At 61.5% G+C, this 19,860-nt stretch carries 20 protein-coding genes; 2 read left to right on the top strand and 18 right to left on the bottom strand.

Features of this window, described 5'->3' with window-relative positions:
- Positions 1–44 precede the first annotated feature (44 nt).
- Positions 45–461, bottom strand: a complete 417-nt coding sequence (locus tag PH558_RS29240) for a MarR family winged helix-turn-helix transcriptional regulator (RefSeq protein WP_285207976.1) — start codon at positions 459–461, stop codon at positions 45–47.
- Positions 462–998: 537 nt separating this feature from the next.
- Here PH558_RS29240 and polA point away from each other — a divergent pair.
- Positions 999–4,001, top strand: coding sequence for a DNA polymerase I (gene polA / locus PH558_RS29235; RefSeq protein WP_285207975.1), 3,003 nt, complete (start codon positions 999–1,001; stop codon positions 3,999–4,001).
- Positions 4,002–4,238: 237 nt separating this feature from the next.
- On the opposite strand, the gene phnN is transcribed toward polA, so the two are convergent.
- The 15 genes from phnN to phnG form a co-directional block, all read right to left on the bottom strand.
- Positions 4,239–4,844, bottom strand: a complete 606-nt coding sequence (gene phnN, locus PH558_RS29230; protein ID WP_095433564.1) for a phosphonate metabolism protein/1,5-bisphosphokinase (PRPP-forming) PhnN — start codon at positions 4,842–4,844, stop codon at positions 4,239–4,241.
- A complete protein-coding gene (locus PH558_RS29225; protein ID WP_285207974.1) occupies positions 4,841–5,980 on the bottom strand; it encodes an alpha-D-ribose 1-methylphosphonate 5-triphosphate diphosphatase in 1,140 nt (379 codons plus the stop codon). The genes phnN and PH558_RS29225 overlap by 4 nt, the downstream gene beginning before the upstream one ends.
- 15 nt (positions 5,981–5,995) lie before the next feature.
- Complete coding sequence (locus PH558_RS29220; protein ID WP_285207973.1) at positions 5,996–6,682, bottom strand: DUF1045 domain-containing protein; 687 nt, start codon at positions 6,680–6,682, stop codon at positions 5,996–5,998.
- A 190-nt stretch (positions 6,683–6,872) separates the two neighbouring features.
- On the bottom strand, positions 6,873–8,219 hold the full coding sequence (gene phnE / locus PH558_RS29215) for a phosphonate ABC transporter, permease protein PhnE (RefSeq protein ID WP_285207972.1): 1,347 nt from the start codon (positions 8,217–8,219) through the stop codon (positions 6,873–6,875).
- Positions 8,220–8,227: 8 nt separating this feature from the next.
- Positions 8,228–9,208, bottom strand: coding sequence for a phosphonate ABC transporter, permease protein PhnE (phnE, locus tag PH558_RS29210; RefSeq protein WP_285207971.1), 981 nt, complete (start codon positions 9,206–9,208; stop codon positions 8,228–8,230).
- Positions 9,209–9,291: 83 nt separating this feature from the next.
- Positions 9,292–10,203 carry a phosphonate ABC transporter substrate-binding protein gene (phnD, locus tag PH558_RS29205; protein WP_285207970.1) on the bottom strand — a complete coding sequence of 304 codons (912 nt, stop codon included), beginning with the start codon at positions 10,201–10,203 and terminating at the stop codon, positions 9,292–9,294.
- A 95-nt stretch (positions 10,204–10,298) separates the two neighbouring features.
- Positions 10,299–11,153 (bottom strand): phosphonate ABC transporter ATP-binding protein, encoded by an 855-nt coding sequence (phnC, locus tag PH558_RS29200; RefSeq protein ID WP_113410012.1) that lies wholly within the window; start codon positions 11,151–11,153, stop codon positions 10,299–10,301.
- 224 nt (positions 11,154–11,377) lie between these two features.
- The gene (locus PH558_RS29195; RefSeq protein WP_095433571.1) at positions 11,378–11,932 is read right to left on the bottom strand and encodes a pyridoxamine 5'-phosphate oxidase family protein; all 555 of its coding nucleotides are present in this window, start codon (positions 11,930–11,932) and stop codon (positions 11,378–11,380) included.
- 94 nt (positions 11,933–12,026) lie between these two features.
- Positions 12,027–12,644, bottom strand: coding sequence for a DapH/DapD/GlmU-related protein (locus PH558_RS29190; protein WP_095433572.1), 618 nt, complete (start codon positions 12,642–12,644; stop codon positions 12,027–12,029).
- Positions 12,641–13,348, bottom strand: coding sequence for a phosphonate C-P lyase system protein PhnL (gene phnL / locus PH558_RS29185; RefSeq protein ID WP_285207969.1), 708 nt, complete (start codon positions 13,346–13,348; stop codon positions 12,641–12,643). The genes PH558_RS29190 and phnL overlap by 4 nt, the downstream gene beginning before the upstream one ends.
- 9 nt (positions 13,349–13,357) lie before the next feature.
- Complete coding sequence (gene phnK, locus PH558_RS29180) at positions 13,358–14,134, bottom strand: phosphonate C-P lyase system protein PhnK (RefSeq protein ID WP_015338361.1); 777 nt, start codon at positions 14,132–14,134, stop codon at positions 13,358–13,360.
- Positions 14,131–15,027 carry an alpha-D-ribose 1-methylphosphonate 5-phosphate C-P-lyase PhnJ gene (locus tag PH558_RS29175; RefSeq protein WP_113410015.1) on the bottom strand — a complete coding sequence of 299 codons (897 nt, stop codon included), beginning with the start codon at positions 15,025–15,027 and terminating at the stop codon, positions 14,131–14,133. The genes phnK and PH558_RS29175 overlap by 4 nt, the downstream gene beginning before the upstream one ends.
- Positions 15,024–16,133, bottom strand: coding sequence for a carbon-phosphorus lyase complex subunit (locus PH558_RS29170; protein WP_285207968.1), 1,110 nt, complete (start codon positions 16,131–16,133; stop codon positions 15,024–15,026). Before PH558_RS29170 ends, PH558_RS29175 begins: the two co-directional genes overlap by 4 nt.
- Before the next feature lie 3 nt (positions 16,134–16,136).
- On the bottom strand, positions 16,137–16,763 hold the full coding sequence (phnH, locus tag PH558_RS29165; RefSeq protein ID WP_285207967.1) for a phosphonate C-P lyase system protein PhnH: 627 nt from the start codon (positions 16,761–16,763) through the stop codon (positions 16,137–16,139).
- A complete protein-coding gene (phnG, locus tag PH558_RS29160; RefSeq protein ID WP_113333855.1) occupies positions 16,763–17,239 on the bottom strand; it encodes a phosphonate C-P lyase system protein PhnG in 477 nt (158 codons plus the stop codon). The genes phnH and phnG overlap by 1 nt, the downstream gene beginning before the upstream one ends.
- A 101-nt stretch (positions 17,240–17,340) precedes the next feature.
- Here phnG and phnF point away from each other — a divergent pair, with 101 nt between their 5' ends.
- Positions 17,341–18,075, top strand: a complete 735-nt coding sequence (gene phnF, locus PH558_RS29155; protein ID WP_285207966.1) for a phosphonate metabolism transcriptional regulator PhnF — start codon at positions 17,341–17,343, stop codon at positions 18,073–18,075.
- Positions 18,076–18,265: 190 nt separating this feature from the next.
- Here the strand turns inward: phnF and PH558_RS29150 are convergent, their stop codons facing one another.
- Together PH558_RS29150 and dapB are read right to left on the bottom strand one after the other, a co-directional pair.
- Positions 18,266–18,901, bottom strand: coding sequence for a 2,3-bisphosphoglycerate-dependent phosphoglycerate mutase (locus PH558_RS29150; RefSeq protein ID WP_106996243.1), 636 nt, complete (start codon positions 18,899–18,901; stop codon positions 18,266–18,268).
- Between the two features lie 122 nt (positions 18,902–19,023).
- Positions 19,024–19,848: a 4-hydroxy-tetrahydrodipicolinate reductase gene (gene dapB / locus PH558_RS29145; protein WP_285207965.1), complete on the bottom strand. Its 825-nt coding sequence runs from the start codon at positions 19,846–19,848 to the stop codon at positions 19,024–19,026.
- Positions 19,849–19,860: the final 12 nt, after the last annotated feature.

Genomic DNA, 19,860 nt, shown 5'->3' with positions numbered 1-19,860 from the left:
ACTATTCATGATAGAAAACCGCTGCGTTCTTCCGTCGAGTTACCCTAGAGCTGCCTGGCATTCTCCAGCACACGCCGGATATATTCCAGCAGCAGTTCGCGCTCGAATTGACGAAAGTCTTTGAGGAGATCCGTGTCCGCGGCCATGGCGGCTTCGATCGCTTCCGCCTGCATGGCTGCGGCCTTGTTCGTCAGGAAGACCAGTTGCGCCCGCTTGTCCGAAGGGTGCGGGCGGCGCTCCACCAGCCCGTCCCGTTCCATGCGCGACAGCGTATTGGCCATTGTCGCCTGTTCGATATCGACCCTTTGGAGCAGCTGCTTTTGCGTGAGCCCATCCTCGGACCACAATTCCAGCAGGATTGGAAACTGACCGGGGGAAAAGCCGAGCTTCGCCGCGCGTTGTTGTAGCGAGCGAGCGAATCCCTTTGCCATCTGACTGGCGAGGTAGGCGGCGGAGTCCATCCGATTAAATCCCATGATTGCAAATATGCCGATAATTCAAGGTCAAGACAATCGGCAATTATTTAGGTGGAGGCCTCTGAAATCAGCAACTTCAGTCGAGTTTTTCACGTTCAATGGTTGTATTTTTCGCATGAAAAAGCCGCCATGGCCTGGAGGGGACGCCATGGCGGCTCTCGAAAGGGGGACAAAGGCCCGGAGAGGGGATAGGCCTTTGTCCAAGTCTGACATGGCGGGGGACAGGCCGGTTGCCAGACCCGCGGCGTATCAATCGCCGGTGAGTATGATTTGAGGTTTCGAATGTGGTTTTTCAAGGGAATGCGCAGATTAGATTGATTAAAAGTTAGTAACGTTTCGGTGAGAGATTTGGCCTTCCCACCAAAGCAATTCCAGGAAAAGTGTATCGCCGTTTTCCGTCCGGAATTGGGTAAAAACAAAAGATAAAGCGTTTGCGCGATTTGAAGAAAAGCGGAAGCGCTCAAGCCCGCAAAGCTGAAGTTTATATGGACGTTGGAGGTGCGTCACGCTATCCATGCTTCCATGAAAAAAGGTGATCATCTCTTCCTCGTCGACGGCTCCGGTTTCATATTCCGGGCCTTTCATGCCCTGCCGCCGCTGACACGCAAGTCGGACGGATTGCCTGTCGGCGCCGTCTCCGGTTTCTGCAACATGCTGTGGAAGCTTTTGACTTCGGCGCGCGATACCTCCGTCGGAGTGACGCCGACCCATTTCGCCGTCATTTTCGACTATTCTTCGAAGACCTTCCGTAAGGACATCTTCCCGGAATACAAGGCCAATCGCTCGGCGCCGCCGGAAGAGCTGATCCCGCAATTCGGCCTCATCCGCGAGGCGACCCGCGCTTTCAATCTGCCCTGCATCGAGACCGACGGCTTCGAGGCCGACGACATCATCGCCACTTACGCCCGTCAGGCCGAGGCAGCGGGCGCCGATGTGACGATCATCTCGTCTGACAAGGATCTGATGCAGCTCGTCACGCCCATGGTCCACATGTATGACAGCATGAAGGACAAGCAGATCGGCATTCCCGATGTCATCGAGAAATGGGGCGTGCCGCCGGACAAGATGATCGACCTGCAGGCCATGACCGGCGACTCGATCGACAACGTCCCCGGCATTCCCGGCATCGGCCCGAAGACGGCGGCGCAGCTTCTAGAAGAGTTCGGCGATCTCGATTCCCTTCTCGCCCGCGCCGGCGAGATCAAGCAGCAGAAACGCCGCGAAAACATTATTGCCAATGCCGAGCTTGCCCGCATTTCGCGGCAGCTGGTGACGCTAAGGACCGATGTGCCGCTGGAACTTGCGCTCGATGCGCTGGTGCTCGATCCGCAGGACGGCCCGAAGCTGATCGGCTTCCTGAAGGCCATGGAGTTCACGACCCTGACGCGGCGCGTGGCGGAGGCCTGCGATTGCGACGCGGCGGCAATCGAACCCTCCGTCGTCAAGATCGAATGGGGCGAGGGCGCTCATGGCCCCGATCTCGATGTCGGCGAGAATGTCGATCTCGTCGCCGGCAGCGTTGTCGAGGCCGAAGGGGCATCGGTTCCGGCGCCGTCGGCCAAGGCGCGCCTGGCTTTGGATGGCACCACTGCGCCCGAAGATCTCGCCAAGGCGCGCGCCGCAAGTTTCGCGAGCGCGCCGATCGACCATTCCAAATATGTGACCATCCGCGATCTCGCAACGCTCGACCAATGGATCGCGGATGCGCGCGAAACAGGTATCGTTGCCTTTGATACTGAAACGACCTCGCTCGATGCCATGCAGGCCGAAATCGTCGGTTTCTCGCTGGCGATCGTCGATAACCGTGATGATCCGACTGGCGCGTCCATCCGCGCCGCCTATGTTCCGCTCGGTCACAAGACCGGTGTCGGCGATCTGCTCGGCGGCGGCCTGGCGGACAACCAGATTCCCCTTCGCGATGCACTGCCTCGCCTGAAGGATCTGCTGGAGGATGCCTCCATCCTGAAGATCGCGCAGAACCTGAAATACGACTATCTTCTGATGAAGCGTTACGGCATCGAGATGAAGTCGTTCGACGACACGATGCTGCTCTCCTACGTGCTCGATGGCGGCGCCAATGCCACGCATGGCATGGACAGCCTTTCTGAGCGCTGGCTCGGCCACAAGCCGATCGCCTACAAGGATGTGGCCGGCAGCGGCAAGTCCAACGTCACCTTCGATCTCGTGGATATCGATCGCGCCACGGCCTATGCTGCTGAAGATGCCGATGTAACGCTGCGTCTCTGGCTGGTGCTGAAACCACGACTTGCGGCAGAAAAACTCTCGGCCGTCTACGAGCGGTTGGAGCGGCCTCTGGTGCCGGTGCTTGCCCATATGGAAGAGCGCGGCATCACCATCGACCGGCAGATCCTCTCTCGCCTTTCCGGCGAGCTGGCGCAGGGCGCCGCCGCCTTGGAAGACGAGATCTACAATCTGGCTGGCGAGCGCTTCAATATCGGCTCTCCGAAGCAGCTCGGCGATATCCTTTTCGGCAAGATGGGATTGGCCGGCGGCAGCAAGACCAAGACCGGGCAATGGTCCACCTCGGCGCAGGTGCTGGAAGATCTGGCGGCGGCCGGCTTCGAACTGCCGCGCAAGATTGTCGACTGGCGCCAGCTCACCAAGCTGAAATCGACCTATACGGATGCGCTGCCGAGCTACGTCCATCCCGAGACGAAGCGCGTTCACACCTCCTATTCGCTGGCATCGACCACGACGGGGCGCCTGTCCTCCTCCGAGCCGAACCTGCAGAATATTCCGGTGCGCACGGCGGAAGGCCGCAAAATCCGCACGGCTTTCATTTCAACGCCGGGCCACAAGCTCGTCTCGGCAGACTACAGCCAGATCGAACTGCGCGTGCTGGCGCATGTCGCCAATATTCCGCAGCTCAAGCAGGCCTTCGAAGAGGGCATCGACATTCACGCCATGACGGCCTCCGAAATGTTCGGCGTACCTGTGGATGGCATGCCGAGCGAAGTGCGCCGCCGTGCCAAGGCGATCAACTTCGGCATCATCTACGGCATCTCGGCCTTCGGTCTCGCCAACCAGCTGTCGATCGAGCGCTCGGAAGCCGGCGACTACATCAAGAAGTATTTCGAGCGCTTCCCGGGTATTCGCGACTATATGGAGGGCGCCAAGCAGGCCGCGCGCGACAAGGGCTATGTCGAGACGATCTTCGGTCGGCGCATCCATTTCCCCGAAATCCGCTCGTCCAATCCCTCCGTCCGTGCCTTCAACGAACGCGCTTCGATCAACGCCCCGATCCAGGGATCGGCCGCCGACGTCATCCGCCGCGCCATGATCAAAATGGAGCCGGCACTGGCTTCGGCTGGCCTCAGCGATCGCGTCCGCATGCTGCTGCAGGTGCACGACGAACTGATCTTCGAAGTCGAGGATGCCGATGTCGAGCGCACCACGCCGATCATCGTCTCGGTCATGGAAAACGCCGCCATGCCGGCGGTCGATATGGCCGTGCCGCTGAAAGTCGATGCGCGCGCTGCGCATAATTGGGATGAGGCGCACTGAAGCTGCATCGGGTGCAGTGAGGAGATCAGCCCTTATGGTGAGGTGCGGAGGCTCCTGAGCTTGTTGAAGGGCCGAAGCCTCGAACCACGAGGGCGGGTGGAGGTACTCTACCGGGCCACCTCCTACTTCAAGGCCTTGACGCTTGCGCGCCAAGGCACCTCAGCATGAGGTGGAGAGAAATCCGCGATCCGACTTAACTACGAGTTCGTGAAGATGATCCGGGCTGAACGGCGATGCTTACTTCCGAACCAACGCTTCCAGCACCGAAATAATGGCGCGTTCCGCTTCTCCGAGCGTGCCGCTATTGTCGATATCGGCGACGTCGTAGCTGCCCTCGACAGTCAGCGAGCTTCTTTCCAGCCGCTTCAGCACGTCTTCGCGGCTCTCGCGTCCACGCGCCATCAGCCGCTCGGCAAGCACTTCGCGCGTCGCCGTGACATTGATGATCTTCAGCCGCGGAAATGCGCTCTGGAAGTGATGCAGCGCCGAGCGCGAGCCATTGGCGATGACCAGATTGCCTTGTGCAAGCTCATCGAAGACGTCGGCTGGAATGCCGTATTTCAGGCCATGCGCTTCCCAGGAGACGGCGAAGGCGCCAGCCAGCTCCATTGCATCGAAGTCGGCCTCGGAAACACTTCTGTGGTCCTCGTTGCCGGCATCGCCGTCGCGGGTGATGACGCGGCGGACGAAGTGCACATCGGGCCGGCCGGCAAAATGCTGGGCGGCCAGGTTCATCAGTGTATCCTTGCCGGCGCCGCTCGGCCCTACGACGACGGCGAGCGTGCCCGCCATCGGAACCGCCAGGCCGACATTAGCCGGCTTGATATTGGCGTCCGCGCTCATGCGACCCGCCGTCCTTCTCGCCAGACGGAGCGCGTGATCGGCACGCCATGGTCGCGACGAACGCGCACCAGATCGGCCCGCAAGCCCTCTGCGATGCGGCCGCGGTCGTTGAGGCTGACGGTCCTTGCCGGCGTCGCAGTCACCATGGCGATCGCCTGAGGCAGCGAAATACCCTCGACTTCATCCGCGAGGATGAAGGGCGCATGCAGCAGGCTGAGCGGTACGTAATCGGAGGACAGCACGTCGAGGACGCCAAGCTCAGCGAGATCGCGAGCGGCGATATTGCCCGAATGCGACTTGCCGCGCACGATGTTCGGCGCGCCCATCAGCACGCTCATGCCGGCGCCATGGGAAGCCTTCGCGGCATCGATGCTGGTCGGGAATTCCGCCAGGCGAACACCGTAGTTGATGGCTTCGTCGACATGGGCGAGCGTCGCATCGTCATGGCTGGCAACGGTGATGCCACGTTCGGCGCAGACCTTGGAGATCGCGTCGCGATGCGGCGTGGCATATTTGGCCGATTCCTCCTGGCGCTTGGCGACGAACTTGGCAAAGGCTTCATCGCTGAGCCCGCGCTTCTTCTGATAGTAGAAGATATATTGATCCATGGTCTGGAACTGGCGCTGGCCCGGCGCGTGGTCCATCAGCGAGACCAGGCGGACGTAAGGGTCCTTCTCGAAATCCTGGAAGTGGTCGAGCACGTTGTCAGAAGAAACTTCGCAGCGCAGATGGATCAGGTGATCGGCGCGCAGGCGATCTTCGCTTTGGGCGGCTTGGATGGCGTCTGCCATGTCGCGCATCTCGCCCTTTTCGAAACCGCCGTCTTCGTCCGAGCCCATGCGCAGGCAGTCGAATACGGTGGTGATGCCCGAGGTGACAATCTGGGCATCATGCGCCTGGATTGCTGCCGTCTTGTTCCAGCGGACGCCCGGACGCGGGGAATAATGTGCTTCCAGATGGTCGGTATGCAGCTCGACCAGACCGGGGATCAGATAATCGCCCTCGAAATCTTCGCCGATATCGGACTTGCCTTCGGAGATGGCGGCAATGCGACCGTCGCGGATCAGCACGGAGCCCTCGACGATCTTGTCTTCGAGGACGATGCGGGCGTTGGAAAGGACGGTTTCTTTGGTCATATCGGCTCTTTCATATTAGGCGCCGGCAAGCGGCAGCCAGGAACGGACGGTAAAGGGAGCGCCACGCTGTTCTTCGATAAAGACGGCGAGGCCGGAAACGTCGAGCGGTTTGCCGTTATGGTCGGCGAAGCGCTCGCGCAGAACGTCGTGCATCTCGGCCTGGCGCTCGGCCGGAACGCGCCCAGTCAGCGTCATGTGGAAACGGAACTCGTCATTGACGTAAGGATAGCCCCAGCGCAACAAATTGGCGCGCTGCGGCTCGGTGAGACCCTCCGGCTTACGCCGGGCAATGTCATGCTCCGAAAGCGGTGCGCGGAACGGCTCGAAGGTTTTCACCACACGGGAGGCAAAATCCTGCAGCGGCTGGTAGAGCGAGCCCGGCACCAGCGCGAAGAAATGGCCAAGCTGGCCAAGCACCAGCTCCGGAATGATGAAAGCCTTGGTCTGCGAGGCGAATTCGGCGGCAACTTCGAGGAGATCGCGCTCGGTCACCGAAGCGGCCAGCTCGAACGGCGCCTTCAACGTGGCATGGAAGCCATAGCGTCGCGGATCGGCCGTCAGCTCGGTATGGCCTTCCGGCAGCGGACCCATGGCCTTGTCGGAAAAAATCTCACCGGAAAACGCATCGCGGCCAAGCCAGCGGGCGGCAAGCGATGTCAACGGATCGTCTTTGGGCGGCGTGAAATAGAGAGCATAGCGCAAGGCTGCATTCCTTGGAAAAATCGGCTGCGCGGGACACTGTTGGGTGATTTGCTTCAAACCGCAAGAGCAGCAAGGCAGCAACGGTTCGAATCCGGCTAAAGCCGGCCTGACCGCTACGGTCTTGCCGGCCTGCGCTACCGGATTCCCGTGACAGAATGATGATGCGGAACGATTTTTTTCCCGTTCTTTTTTATTTCGCTCTCGCGCCCATCAGCCGCGAGCGCAGGGCGTTGGATGCTGCGTCGAACAGGAAGACAACGATGAGGATCAACAGCACCATATAGGCGACGTTTTCCCAGTTGGAATTGGTGCGCATCGCTTCCCAAAGTTTGAGGCCGATGCCGCCCGCGCCGACGGCGCCGATGATGGTCGCGCCGCGCACGTTGGATTCCCACTGGTAGAGTGTCTGGCTGACGATGACGGGCACGATCTGTGGCATGATGCCGTAGCGATGCACGAGAATGGTCGGCGAACCGGTGGATTTCACGCCCTCGCGCGGCTTGTTGTCGATGTTCTCGAGGCCCTCGGAATAGAGCTTGCCAAGCGTGCCCGTCTCGGTGAGGAAGATCGCGCCGCTGCCCGCGAGCGGGCCGGGGCCGAAGGCGCGGGTCAGGAACAGCGCCCAGATCAGCATGTCCACCGAGCGCAGGAAATCGAAGAAGCGCTTAAGGATCTGGTTGACGAGGCGGCTCGGCGTGATGTTGCGAGCCGCAAGGAAAGCGAGCGGGAAGGCCGCGAGCGAGCCCAGCAGCGTGCCAAGGAAGGCCATGACGATGGTCTGGAACAGCTTGGTCCAGACGTCGCCATGCTGCCATGCGCCATTGTTCCAGATATTGTCGAAGGCCAGCGAGAGATTGGACTGAGCAGGATCGAGCCGCGGCCCTGAAACGATCAGGCTGATGACTTCGCTCGCCGGCTTGTCGAAGAAGGGCGAATGCGTATCGAAGACGAAGTTGGCCCAGCCGATGAACCGCTTGCGGATCTTCACGCGGTCGGTGGAAATGCTGGCATCGCCTGCAAAGCCGAGATTGACCACAATATTGTCGTCATAGACAGTCATCCAGCTGGGAACGGGCTCGGAGCCGACGATTTTCGGCACATCGCCAGCAATATCGATTGGAATCGTGATGCCATGCGCGGTCACGATGGCCTGCGTTTTGGTGACGGTTACCGTGCGGCTCGTGCCGCTGACGGAAACGGTCATGCTGCCATCGGGGTTGGTCTTCACCCAGTCCGGGTTCGGATTGTCGCCCAAGGGCGAAAAGCGCGGATATTTGATGCTGATCTTGTCGCCGGAGATGCGGAATTCCGGCTGCACGTCATAGCTCACCCATTCGCTGAGATAGATGCCGACGCGCTCCCAATGCGCTTCCGAAATGACCTTCGGCAGGTCGAAGAACCACACGGCATAGATGCCGTAGAGGATGACGCCGATGAAGATCATCAGTGCGCCAAAGCGCTGGCGGAAGGACCGGTGAAGAACTTCCGGGTAACGCGCTTCGATTTCCTGCATGCGGCCGGCGTCGATGACGGACATGGATAACCTCAATGCTGCAAAAGGAAGGCATGCTCGCCGACGAGGCGGCGGCGGAGCCATGCGGAAAACTGGTCGACGGCAATGATCGTCAGGAAGAGAAGCAGCACGAGCGCCAATGTCTTGGCGCCGAAACCGCGCGAGATCGCAAGTTTGAGCTCCTCGCCGATGCCGCCGCCGCCGACGGCACCTATGATGGTGGAGGCGCGAACGTTGATCTCCAGACGCAGTAGCGCATAGGACATGAAGTTCGGCAGCACTTGCGGCAGGGCGGCAAAGCGCACGCGCTCGCTCCAGCTCGCGCCGACGGCACGCATGCCCTCGTCAGGCTTCATGTCGATATTCTCGACCACTTCGTAGAAGAGCTTGCCAAGCGCGCCGATCGTATGCAGGCCGACGGCGATGATGGCGGCGATGGGACCGATCGACAGGATCGCCGAAAACAAGCCGGCGATGACGATTTCCGGAAAGGCGCGCAGAAGTTCCATGATGCGCTTCGTCACCAGACGAATCGGGTTGGATGGCGACATGTTGCGGGCGGCGAAGAAACTCAAAGGCACGGCGAAGACGAAGCCGATGATGGTCGATACCAGTGCCACGTTGATCGTGATGATCATCAGCTCGAAATATTCGGGGATATAGAAATCGTCCCAGACATAGACCCGACCGAGCGGGAAATTGAACTCCTCGCCGCCGGCACCATTGGCCCCGTTCGGGCTCGGCAGGTCGAAAAGCGCGCGGTAGACGTCGGCCCAGTCCTTCGGAATGAGCCAGCTCAGGAAATCGAAGAGATGCGGCAGGCGGTCAAAGAAATGCCCGGCGTTGTTTTCGTCGGCAAAGCGCACCGAGCTGACGAAGGCGATGAGTAGGATCACGAGACCGATGCCGGTGTAGAGACGGCGCTTGGCAACCATCTTGCTCCAGGCGTCGCCGATCTCCTTGGCGCTCTGCGGCGCGCTTTGCATGTTCGGCTGTGTGTCGGCGATCGTCATGAAATCCTGCCCTTATGAATCGCAAAGGGGTGTGAATAGCAAAAGGGCGGCCGTTGCCGGCCGCCCCATTATGGGGATGCGGATCAGCCGCCGATGGCAGCTTTACGCACGTCGATAACGGCGTTGTAGAAGTCCGGAGTAACCTTGACGTAGCCCTTGAAGTCGCCGCCTTCGATGGCGTTGAAGCACTTGGTGTCGGTGGTCGGCAGCTTCATGAAGAAGTCCGTCAGCTTGGTCTGCCATTCGGTGCCGAGAGCATTGCGAACGACGAGCGGGCCGTTCGGGATCAGCGGCGAACGCCAGACTTCGACGAGCTTGTTCGGGTCGACGGCGCCCTTGTCGACTTCCTTGCGGAAGGTGCCGGAGGTGTAGCCGTCCTTGAAATCGCCAACGCCAGAGGAATCGTCGACAGCAACGTCGACCTTGCCGTCGTAAGCGGCGAGCAGGTTGTTTTCATGGCCACCGTTGAACTGGGTCGAGCCGAAGAACTTGTCGTTCGGCACGCCGGTGGTCTTCGGAATCTGCGTCAGCGGAACGAGATAGCCCGAGGTGGAGTCCGGATCGGCGTAGCCGAGCTTCTTGCCCTTGGCGTCCATGATTGTCTTGATGCCGGAAGACTTGAGGGCGAGGCCGATCGAGTAGTAGCCGGTCGAACCGTCAGTCTGCTGCGTGGTCAGGATCGGGGTGACGGCCTTCGGGTCCTTGATGGCGACGGCTGCGTAGCCGGAAGCGCCGAGCTCGGCGAAGTCGAGCGTGCCGCCGAGCAAGCCCTGGATAACGCCGTTATAGTCTGCGGCCGGGAAGAGCGAAACCTTCTCGAAACCGAATTCCTTCTTCAGGTGGTCGGAAAGGCAGGCGTAATTGCGCAGGCGGTCGGCTTCGTTTTCGCCGCCGAGAATGCCGATGCGCAATTCCTTGAGGTCTGCTGCGTTGGCAGCAGCGCCGGCTGCGAGCGCAACGAGCGCCGTAGCGGCAAAGAGTGCTTTCTTCAACATGGGTTCGTCTCCTGATTAACCGGTGTCCCCGGATGCCTTCGGTCTGATAGAAGAAATGCGCCCTTGACGCGGGCCTTCGATCTCGGCCGTCCCTCTCAGAGACCGGCCAGCGCCAGCGGTTGCGGGCCGGCAGATTCAGTCGCCGCGGCTTGCACGGCGGGATCGGCAATGTTGATGGATGTCGACGTCATGGTCTCGTCGATGCCGGCGCCGTCCTTGTCGGTGCCGTAGATTTCCTTGACGGCGGCTGCGGTCAGATCGGTCGGCTTGCCGTCGAAGACGACCTTGCCGCCTGCCATGCCGACGATGCGTTCACAATAGTTGCGCGCAGTATCCAGCGTATGCAGGTTGGTGATGACGGTAATGCCTTCGCGCTCGTTGATATCGCGCAGCGCATCCATGACGATCTTGGCATTCAAGGGATCGAGCGAGGCGATCGGCTCGTCGGCCAGCATCATCTTCGGCTGCTGCATCAGGGCGCGGGCGATGGCGACGCGCTGCTGCTGGCCACCGGAGAGCGTGCCGGCCATCTGCAGGGCCGTCTGCTCAATGCCGAGGCGCTCGAGTGCCGCGATGGCTTCAATGCGTTCCTCGCGGGAAAAGACGGACAGCAGGCTCAGAACCGTCGAACGATGGTTGAGGCGGCCGAGCATGACGTTGGTGAGCACGTCGAGGCGCGGCACAAGATTGAACTGCTGGAAGATCATGGCGCAATCGCGCTGCCAACTGCGCAGTGCACGACCGGTCAGCTTGGAGACTTCGGTCCCGGAGAAATGAATGGAGCCGGAACTCGGATCGGCCAGACGGTTGATCATGCGCAGCAGCGTCGACTTGCCGGCGCCGGAACGGCCGATGACGCCGACCATCTGTCCTTGCGGTATGTCCAAAGTCACGGAATCGACAGCGAGCTTGTTTCCAAACCGGCGCGAGACATTCCTGAGTTCGAACATAGTGCTTCCCTTTCGCGGCTGCCGGGCTGCAGAAATTTCAGCGGTACCGGTGCTAAGAATGGGCGCATGCCCCTGCCTCGAAGGGAGTTTCGACGGGGCTGGCGCCAACCACAAGGCAACCGATTAGTCCCGCTTCATGAAGCTCCGATGTCAGTTTTATGTAACTGCTGTTACAATTCCCGTCGTTTTTGCAAGATTAGCCGGCTGAGAGCTTTCCTGTTAGTTTAGCCGTCAAACATGCCGGTCGGCAGGCCATCTATGCTGAAGCTGTTCTTCTCGCGCCGGTATTCCTCAATGCCATCAGGACCCTTGGCTTTCGCCCATTGGTCCAGGCTCGGCCGCTCGCCTTCATAGGAAAAGAGCGGTACGCCGAAACCGCAGGAGGTTTGTACGAGATCGAAGTCCAGCCGCACGATCTGACGTGCGCCGAGCGGCTCCTGATCCGCATAATGATCGTGCAGCAGTTCCCGATATTCGGCGGACGAGCGATGGATGATCCGCCCGCGACCATAGAGGCGCAGGATCATCGGCGGCCCCTCGACGGCGCAGAACATGATCGTCAGCCGCCCGTCGGCCTTCATATGCGCCGATGTCTCGTTGCCGCTGCCGGTGCGGTCGAGATAGATGGCCGTGTTTGGAGAGATGATGCGCAGGCACAGCGTTTCGCGCGGCGAAACATTGACGCGGGAATCTGCCGTCGCCGAAGCCGTGAAGAAGATGTGCTGCCGCGCGATGAAATCGCGCAGCCGGTCGTCGATGTTGGAAAATTGCTTTGCCATGAAGAACTCCTCTCGATCCCGTCCTTGCAAGGATCATCTGAAAGCTGGATCGCTTGTCACCGCCTCGCAAGCCCGATGAGGGTAGAAAGCGTCCTCAGGTGTCGTAGCGATCAAGAAATTCCTCCGCAGACAGAGCGCGGAAGTCGGCAAGCGCCGTGCGCAGGCGGTCGTGATCCCAATCCCACCAGGCAAGCCTATCCATGCGCGCACCGACTTCTGCGGTGAAGCGTTCGCGGATCAGCTTGGCCGGCACGCCGCCGACGATCGTGTAGGGCGCGACATCTTTGGAGACGACTGCGCCAGCACCGATGACGGCACCGTTGCCAACAGTCACACCCGGCAGGATGGTGGCGCCGTGGCCGATCCAGACGTCGTGACCGATGACGACCCGGTTGTCGCGCCGCCAAGTGAAGAAATCCGTCTCCATATCGGCGTCAGGCCAATAATCGGCGGCGCGATAGGTGAAGTGGTGCAGCGTCGCGCGCCATGTCGGATGGTTGGTTGCATTGATGCGCACGGCGGCGGCAATGTTCACGAACTTGCCGATCGTCGCGCACCAGACCGCACCATCCTGCATGATGTAGGAATAGTCGCCGATCTCGACTTCGTCGATGCGGCAGCGGTCGGAGACCTCGGTATAACGGCCGAGCGTCGAATTGCTGACGCTGGCCGATGGGCTGATGAAGGGCGTTTCGCCCAATTTGCGGCTCATGCGGCGACCTTCCGCGGCGAGAACTGCGAGACGTCGAGAATGCGGCTGCCGACGGCCTCGCGCACTTCCTCATCGTGGAAGATACCCAGCAGTGCGACGCCGGCTTCCTTCTTCTGCTCGATCATGTCGACGACGACGGCCCGGTTACGGGCGTCGAGCGACGCCGTGGGCTCGTCGAGCAGCAGGATGGCGTGGTCGGTGATGAAGCCGCGGGCGATGTTGACCCGCTGCTGCTCGCCGCCGGAGAAGGTGGCGGGCGGCAATTGCCAGAGCTCCTGGGGCAGATTCAGCTGTGCCAGCAGTTCCGCAGCCCTGCCACGCGCATCGGTCACCGAGACGCCGCGTGCCAGCAATGGCTCGGCGACGACGTCGATGGCAGCAACGCGCGGCACGGTGCGCAGGAACTGGCTGACATAGCCCATGGTCTGGCGGCGGACATCGAGCACGGTGCGCGGGTCGGCGGTTGCGAGATCCACGATCCTGCCCTTATGCGTGACAAGGATCTGGCCGCTGTCGACGGCATAGTTGCCATAGATCATCTTCAGCAGCGAGCTCTTGCCGATGCCGGACGGTCCGCCGAGCACGACGCATTCGCTCGCGGCGACGGAGAAGGAGACATCGGCAACGACCGGCAGGCGAATGCCGTCGCGCAGATGCATGGTGAAGCTTTTGAAGACTTCGGAAACGACGAGTGGGGTTGCCATGTTTCTTCCTCAGACCTGCAGGATCGAAGAGACCAGCAGTTGCGTATAGGGTTCGCGCGGGTCATCGAGCACGCGGTCGGTGAGACCATGCTCGATCACCTGGCCGTCCTTCATCACCATCATGCGATGCGATAGAAGACGGGCGACCGCGAGGTCGTGGGTTACGATGATCGCCGACAGGCCGAGATCGTTGACGAGACCGCGGACCAGGTCGAGCAGGCGGGCTTGCACGGATACGTCGAGGCCGCCGGTCGGCTCGTCCATGAACACGAGACGGGGACCGGTCACCAGATTGCGGGCGATCTGCAGGCGCTGGCGCATGCCCCCGGAGAAGGCGCGCGGCTGGTCGTCGATGCGGTCGGCATCGATCTCGACCCGCTCCAGCCAGTCGATGGCCGTGTTGCGGATGTTGCCATAGTGGCGGTTGCCGATCGCCATCAGCCGCTCGCCGACATTGGCGCCGGCCGAGACCGTCATGCGCAGGCCATCGGCCGGGTTCTGGTGCACGAAGCCCCAGTCTGTGCGCATCAGGAAGCGGCGCTCGGCCTCGTTCATGCGGAAGAGGTCGCGATAGGTCTCGTCGCGCATGTGGTATTCGACGCTGCCCGTCGTCGGCAGAAGCCGGGTCGAGATGCAGTTGAGCAGCGTCGTCTTACCGGAGCCGGATTCGCCGACGATAGCCAGCACTTCGCCGGGCCAGAGTTCGAAGGACACATCGCGGCAACCGATGCGGCTGCCGTAGAATTTCGAGACGTCCTTGACCTTGAGAAGGGGTGAGTCACTCATTCGGCAGCCTCCTTGCTAGCGGGCAATCCATCGGGCGCCAGCATAGGCCCGGCATGGCCGTGGGCGCGACGATCCTCGCAGAAATCGGTGTCGGAGCAGACGAACATGCGGCCGCCCTTGTCGTCGAGGATCACCTCGTCGAGATAGACGTGTTCGGCCCCGCAAAGCGCGCAGGGCTTGTCGAAGCGCTGCACCTCGAAGGGATGATCCTCGAAATCCAGGCTAACGACTTCGGTGTAAGGCGGCACGGCATAGATACGCTTCTCACGGCCGGCGCCAAACAGCTGCAGCGCGTCCGACAGATGCATTTTCGGATTGTCGAACTTCGGCGTCGGCGAGGGGTCCATCACATAGCGGCCGGCGACCTTGACCGGATAGGCATAGGTCGTGGCGATGCGGCCGTTGCGGGCGATGTCCTCATAGAGCTTCACATGCATGAGGCCGTATTCTTCGAGCGCATGCATCTTGCGCGTCTCGGTTTCGCGCGGCTCCAGGAAACGCAACGGTTCCGGGATTGGCACCTGATAGACCAACACCTGGTTCGGGCCGAGCTTGGCTTCCGGGATGCGGTGGCGCGTCTGGATGATGGTTGCCTCTTCCGTGCGGGTGGTCACGGCGACGTTGGCGACCTTCTGAAAGAAGGCGCGGATGGAGACGGCATTGGTCGTGTCGTCGGCACCCTGGTCGATGACCTTCAGAACGTCCTGCGGACCAATGATCGCCGCCGTCAGCTGCACGCCGCCAGTGCCCCAGCCGTACGGCATCGGCATTTCGCGCGAGGCGAAGGGAACCTGATAGCCGGGAATGGCGATGGCCTTCAGGATGGCACGACGGATCATCCGCTTTGTCTGCTCGTCGAGATAGGCGAAGTTGTAGGTGGCGAGTTCGGTCATTCGGCTGCCTCCGTCATGGGTTCCATGCCGCGATCGCGAGCGGCTTCGAAATCGCAGCGCATGCGCCGCACCAGGTCGAGCTCAGCCTGGAAGTCGACATAATGCGGCAGCTTCAGATGTTCGACGAAGCCGGTCGCCTGCACATTGTCGGAGTGGGAGATGACGAATTCCTCGTCCTGGGCCGGCGCAACGATGTCTTCGCCGAGCTCCTCGGCGCGCAGCGCGCGGTCGACCAGCGACATCGCCATCGCCTTGCGCTCGCTCTGGCCGAAGACTAGGCCGTAGCCCCGGGTGAACTGCGGCGGTGCCTTGGCCGAACCCTTGAACTGGTTGACCATCTGGCATTCGGTCACCTGGATGCGGCCGAGCGAGACGGCAAAGCCGAGTTCCGGTATGTCGAATTCGACTTCAACTTCGCCGATGCGGATTTCGCCGGTGAAGGGGTGGGTGCGGCCGTAACCGCGCTGCGTCGAATAGCCGAGAGCCAGCAGAAAGCCTTCGTCGCCGCGGGCGAGCGCCTGCAGGCGAAGGTCGCGGGTCATCGGGAATTCCAATGGTTCGCGCGTGAGGTCGCCGATCTCGTGATCGACCGGCATGGTGCCATCGCCTTCGATCAGCCCTTCCTGATCGAGGATTTCGGAAACGCGCATCACGCGGCCGTCTTCGGCCGGGCGCTGCATCGGCTCGTCCACCGGCTCGTCAGTCAGGAGGCTCGGGTCGAGCAGGCGGTGAGTGTAGTCGAAGGTCGGGCCGAGAAGCTGGCCGCCGGGCAAGTCCTTATAGGTCGCGGAGATGCGGCGCTCGATCTTCATTGCTGAAGTGTCGAGCGGCTGGGAATAGCCAAAGCGCGGCAGCGTCGTGCGGTAGGCTCTGAGCAGGAAGATCGCTTCGATCATGTCGCCACGCGCCTGGCGAACGGCAAGTGCGGCCAGCGTCCGGTCATAGAGCGAGGCCTCGGCCATCACGCGATCGACGGCGAGTGCGAGCTGCGCGACGATCTGGTCGATACCGACGGCCGGCAGCGAGCGGTCCCCACGGCGACGGTCGGCCAGCAGCCGGTGAGCATTGGCGATGGCGGCTTCGCCGCCCTTTACGGCAACATACATATGTTACATCTCCGTCGCAGTGATTTTGGTGGTGCGCGGCAGGCAAAGGAATTGCCGGCCCGCCGTCAGGATGAGATCGACGCCGCGCGGGAAAAGGGCGCGATTGTCGTTCCAGATGCGCAGCAGCGCATCCGGTAAGCCGATTGGCGCAATCATGGTGATGTCCTTGATCCCAGGGCCGGAAAGCGCCAGGTCCTTACCGCCTTCCAGGCTTTCGATCTCAAGCACAATGGTCGTGGAACGGTCCGGATATTCCTGGGTGCCGATGCCGAACTGGCTGAAGGAGGAAAGCGCCATACCGGCTTCGATGAAGGCGAACTGCGCCTCCAGCCGTTCCGAAATGACGGGTGCTCCGGTATGGAAGGCCAGCCATTCCGGCAGGCTCGATCTTGCCAGGCTGTTGGAGAGCCAGACCGGCGTGTCGTGATCGCAAAGGGTGAGGCCGATGGCGCCGGCGGCAACACCGAGCGGAGCGGGCGGCGCGACGTCGGCCGCAACGGTCTGCAGGGTGCCCGGACGTGCCATGGCATCCATCGTCATCTTGAAGACGCTTTGGGCGTCAAAGACCGGATCGGTGAAACCGCCGGTCAAGGCTTCGTTGCCGAAGGTCGGAGTGCTGGAAAGGCTCATCAATCTTCTCCGCGAACCATGGTAAAGAAATCGACGCGGGTTGCTGCCGTCTCTTCGGCGCGCTTGCGGTCATATTCGGCGATACGCTCCGTAACCGGCTGCAGAAGAGCCTTTTCGACGAAATCCTTCGTGGCCGATTGCTGCCAGAGTGCATCGAAGATGGCCGAAAGCCGGGCCTTTTCACGATCCGTGCCAAGTGCGTGCGCATGGCCGATCGTGTTCGATGCCAGCCGGACGGTAGCGCGTGTCACCGTGACTTCGCCGAGATTGAAGGGGGAGCCGCCGCCGCCGATGCGGCCGCGTACCATGACGAGCCCGGTCTCGGGGCCGCGCACCGGCTGTACCGTCGGCTTGCTCGGCAATGCTTCCCAGGCCGCCTCTAGCTCGTCGCGTTCTGCCTGCGCCAAAAGATCGGCGACTCGCTTGCGTTCCCGACGCTCTTGTGCCGCCGCTTCCTGCCTTTGTGCTGAATTCATCGCGCCTTCCTCTAAATGTCTATTGATATAGACAACCATACAAGATAGTTTTATATTTATTAGTGAGTCGTGACAAGCGTGTGACAGGGCAAGTGGGCGAAATGGCAGGGCAGAAGATACAGAGGCAGACGGGCGTGGCGCTCTGGCGGCAGATTGCCGATCGCATTCGCACCTCGATCAATCACGGCGACTTCGACGAGACGGGCATGGTGCCGCCGGAAACGGTGCTGGCGCTGCAGTTCGGCGTGAACCGGCATACGATCCGGAGCGCGCTCGCGGCGTTGGCGCAGGAGGGGATCGTCCGGGCCGTGCAGGGGCGGGGAACGCTCATCGAGCGCAAGGAGCGGCTGAGTTTTCCGATTTCAAGGCGCACGCGCTTTTCACAAGGGATCGGCGATCAGGTGCGCGAGACCCGCAGCGTATTGCTTGCATCGGGCGAAGAGGTCGCCAGCGCCGAATTGGCCAAACAGTTCAAGGTCAAGACGGGCACGCCGCTAATAAGGCTCGAAACGCTCGGCCAGGCGGATCACCGTCCGGTATCGCGCGCAACAAGCTGGTTTCCGGCGGATCGGTTCGGTGATATCGCCGAGGTCTATCGGACGACCGGTTCGATCACCAAGGCATTCAAGGAGCTTGGCGTTTTGGATTACGTCCGTATCGTCACCGAGATTACCGCCACGCATGCCGATGAAGGCGATCTCGCCGATCTGCAGCTATCCCCGGGCGCCATTGTTCTCGTTGCCCAGGCGCTGAACGCGGATCTCGATAATGTCCCGGTGCAATATTCGATCTCGCGCTTCGCCGCGGACAGGGTGCGTTTCACCGTTGAGAATTGAGGCTGGGGGGCCAGCCCCTCATCTGGCCTGTCGGCCACCTTCTCCCCGCTGGCGGGGAGAAGGGGAAAGACGCGCTCTCCGTCGCATCGCAATCCCGTAGGAATCGGGAGTTTTGGAAGAGCTAGTCCCCTCTCCCCGCAGGCGGGGAGAGGGCTAGGGTGAGGGGCTTTTCAGCCCTAGTGACTTGCGCTCAATGCGCGCCGGACATGTCGCCGAGGACTTCTTTCGAGGCGACGGTGGAATCGGCCTTGAGCTTGTAGACCATCGGCACGCCGGTCGCGAGGTTGAGCTCCAGGATCTGCGCCTTGCTCAGGCGATCGAGAACCATGACGAGCGAGCGCAGCGAATTGCCGTGCGCCGCGACCAGCACGTTCTGGCCGGCAAGCACGCGCGGCAGGATTTCGGTGAGGTAATAGGGCCAGACGCGGGCACCCGTATCGCGCAGGCTTTCGCCACCGGGCGGCGGGACGTCGTAGGAGCGGCGCCAGATGTGAACCTGCTCTTCGCCCCACTTGGCGCGGGCGTCATCCTTGTTGAGGCCGGAGAGATCGCCATAGTCGCGCTCGTTCAGCGCCTGATCCCTAATCGTTTCGAGGCCGGGCTGGCCGATTTCATCCAGGATGATCTTCAACGTGTGCTGGGCACGCGTCAGGGCCGAGGTGAAGGCGATGTCGTACTTGATGCCATAATCGGCCAGAGCCTTGCCGCCGGTCTTGGCTTCTTCGACGCCAAGCGCCGTCAGATCGGGATCCTTCCAGCCGGTGAAGAGATTCTTCAAATTCCAGTCGCTCTGGCCATGGCGAACGAGGACGAGAGTACCGCTCATAATATTTCTCCCTGATGAAGCAATTCCAAGAAAAGTGTGTAGCGGTTTTCCGTCCGGAATTGCGAGACAATAAAAGGATGGAGCGGTTCGGCAGTTTCCTGCCGAACCGCTCCAGGTTCGGATCAACGTGTGGAGAGCCCGAGGACATCGAGCATGGAATAGAGACCGGGTTTCTTGTCGCGCGCCCAAAGCGCGGCCTGCAGCGCGCCGCGGGCAAACAGCGACCGGTCGCCGGCATTGTGCGACAGCGTCAGCCGTTCGCTTTCGCTGGCGAAGATCACCGAATGATCGCCGACCACGCCGCCGCCGCGCAGGGTTGCAAAGCCGATCGTGCCGGCGGGACGCGCACCGGTATGGCCGTCGCGAACGCGAACGGAATTGTCGTTGAGATCGATGCCGCGGCCCTTCGCCGCTGCCTGGCCGAGCAGGAGTGCCGTGCCCGAGGGGGCATCGACCTTGTGGCGATGATGCATCTCCAGCACCTCGATATCCCAGTCATTCGAGGGGAGTGCCCGCGCCGCCTGTTCGACGAGCACGCTCAGAAGGTTGATGCCGAGGCCCATATTGCCCGATTTGACGATGCGGGCATGGCGCGCGGCGGCCTTGAACTTCGCCTCATCCTCATCCGAACATCCGGTCGTGCCGATGATGTGGACGATGCGCGCCTGCGCGGCAAGCCCTGCAAAAGTGACGCTGGTTGCCGGCGTCGTGAAATCGATAACGCCTTCGGCATGAAGGAAAGCGGAAAGCGGATCGTCGGTGACGGGAACGCCGATCGGTCCAAGCCCGGCGATCTCGCCGGCATCCTTGCCGATGAAGGCGGAGTCGGGGCGGGCGACGGCAGCGTGCAGGACTACACCCTCGGTCGCGTGGATGATGCGGATGAGAGCTTGTCCCATGCGGCCTGCCGCGCCAACCACCACCAGCTTCATCGCATCGTCGCTCATGTCGTCTCTATC

Origin of the sequence: Rhizobium pantanalense (assembly GCF_030182525.1) — a bacterium.
In the GTDB taxonomy this organism is placed as follows: Bacteria; Pseudomonadota; Alphaproteobacteria; order Rhizobiales; family Rhizobiaceae; genus Rhizobium.
This window is presented reverse-complemented; position numbering and strand designations above follow the sequence as displayed.

What these genes read in the sequence shown, in the direction of transcription:
- phnD (WP_285207970.1), bottom strand. Translation starts at nt 10,203, where the DNA reads ATGTTGAAGAAAGCACTCTTTGCCGCTACGGCGCTCGTTGCGCTCGCA.
- phnK (WP_015338361.1), bottom strand. Translation starts at nt 14,134, where the DNA reads ATGAGTGACTCACCCCTTCTCAAGGTCAAGGACGTCTCGAAATTCTAC.
- PH558_RS29170 (WP_285207968.1), bottom strand. Translation starts at nt 16,133, where the DNA reads ATGTATGTTGCCGTAAAGGGCGGCGAAGCCGCCATCGCCAATGCTCAC.
- PH558_RS29175 (WP_113410015.1), bottom strand. Translation starts at nt 15,027, where the DNA reads ATGACCGAACTCGCCACCTACAACTTCGCCTATCTCGACGAGCAGACA.
- phnE (WP_285207972.1), bottom strand. Translation starts at nt 8,219, where the DNA reads ATGTCCGTCATCGACGCCGGCCGCATGCAGGAAATCGAAGCGCGTTAC.
- phnH (WP_285207967.1), bottom strand. Translation starts at nt 16,763, where the DNA reads ATGAGCCTTTCCAGCACTCCGACCTTCGGCAACGAAGCCTTGACCGGC.
- PH558_RS29190 (WP_095433572.1), bottom strand. Translation starts at nt 12,644, where the DNA reads ATGAGCCGCAAATTGGGCGAAACGCCCTTCATCAGCCCATCGGCCAGC.
- PH558_RS29150 (WP_106996243.1), bottom strand. Translation starts at nt 18,901, where the DNA reads ATGAGCGGTACTCTCGTCCTCGTTCGCCATGGCCAGAGCGACTGGAAT.
- phnF (WP_285207966.1), top strand. Translation starts at nt 17,341, where the DNA reads ATGGCAGGGCAGAAGATACAGAGGCAGACGGGCGTGGCGCTCTGGCGG.
- dapB (WP_285207965.1), bottom strand. Translation starts at nt 19,848, where the DNA reads ATGAGCGACGATGCGATGAAGCTGGTGGTGGTTGGCGCGGCAGGCCGC.
- phnL (WP_285207969.1), bottom strand. Translation starts at nt 13,348, where the DNA reads ATGGCAACCCCACTCGTCGTTTCCGAAGTCTTCAAAAGCTTCACCATG.
- PH558_RS29240 (WP_285207976.1), bottom strand. Translation starts at nt 461, where the DNA reads ATGGACTCCGCCGCCTACCTCGCCAGTCAGATGGCAAAGGGATTCGCT.
- PH558_RS29195 (WP_095433571.1), bottom strand. Translation starts at nt 11,932, where the DNA reads ATGGCAAAGCAATTTTCCAACATCGACGACCGGCTGCGCGATTTCATC.
- PH558_RS29225 (WP_285207974.1), bottom strand. Translation starts at nt 5,980, where the DNA reads ATGACCAAAGAAACCGTCCTTTCCAACGCCCGCATCGTCCTCGAAGAC.
- phnE (WP_285207971.1), bottom strand. Translation starts at nt 9,208, where the DNA reads ATGACGATCGCCGACACACAGCCGAACATGCAAAGCGCGCCGCAGAGC.
- phnC (WP_113410012.1), bottom strand. Translation starts at nt 11,153, where the DNA reads ATGTTCGAACTCAGGAATGTCTCGCGCCGGTTTGGAAACAAGCTCGCT.
- phnG (WP_113333855.1), bottom strand. Translation starts at nt 17,239, where the DNA reads ATGAATTCAGCACAAAGGCAGGAAGCGGCGGCACAAGAGCGTCGGGAA.
- phnN (WP_095433564.1), bottom strand. Translation starts at nt 4,844, where the DNA reads ATGAGCGCGGACGCCAATATCAAGCCGGCTAATGTCGGCCTGGCGGTT.
- polA (WP_285207975.1), top strand. Translation starts at nt 999, where the DNA reads ATGAAAAAAGGTGATCATCTCTTCCTCGTCGACGGCTCCGGTTTCATA.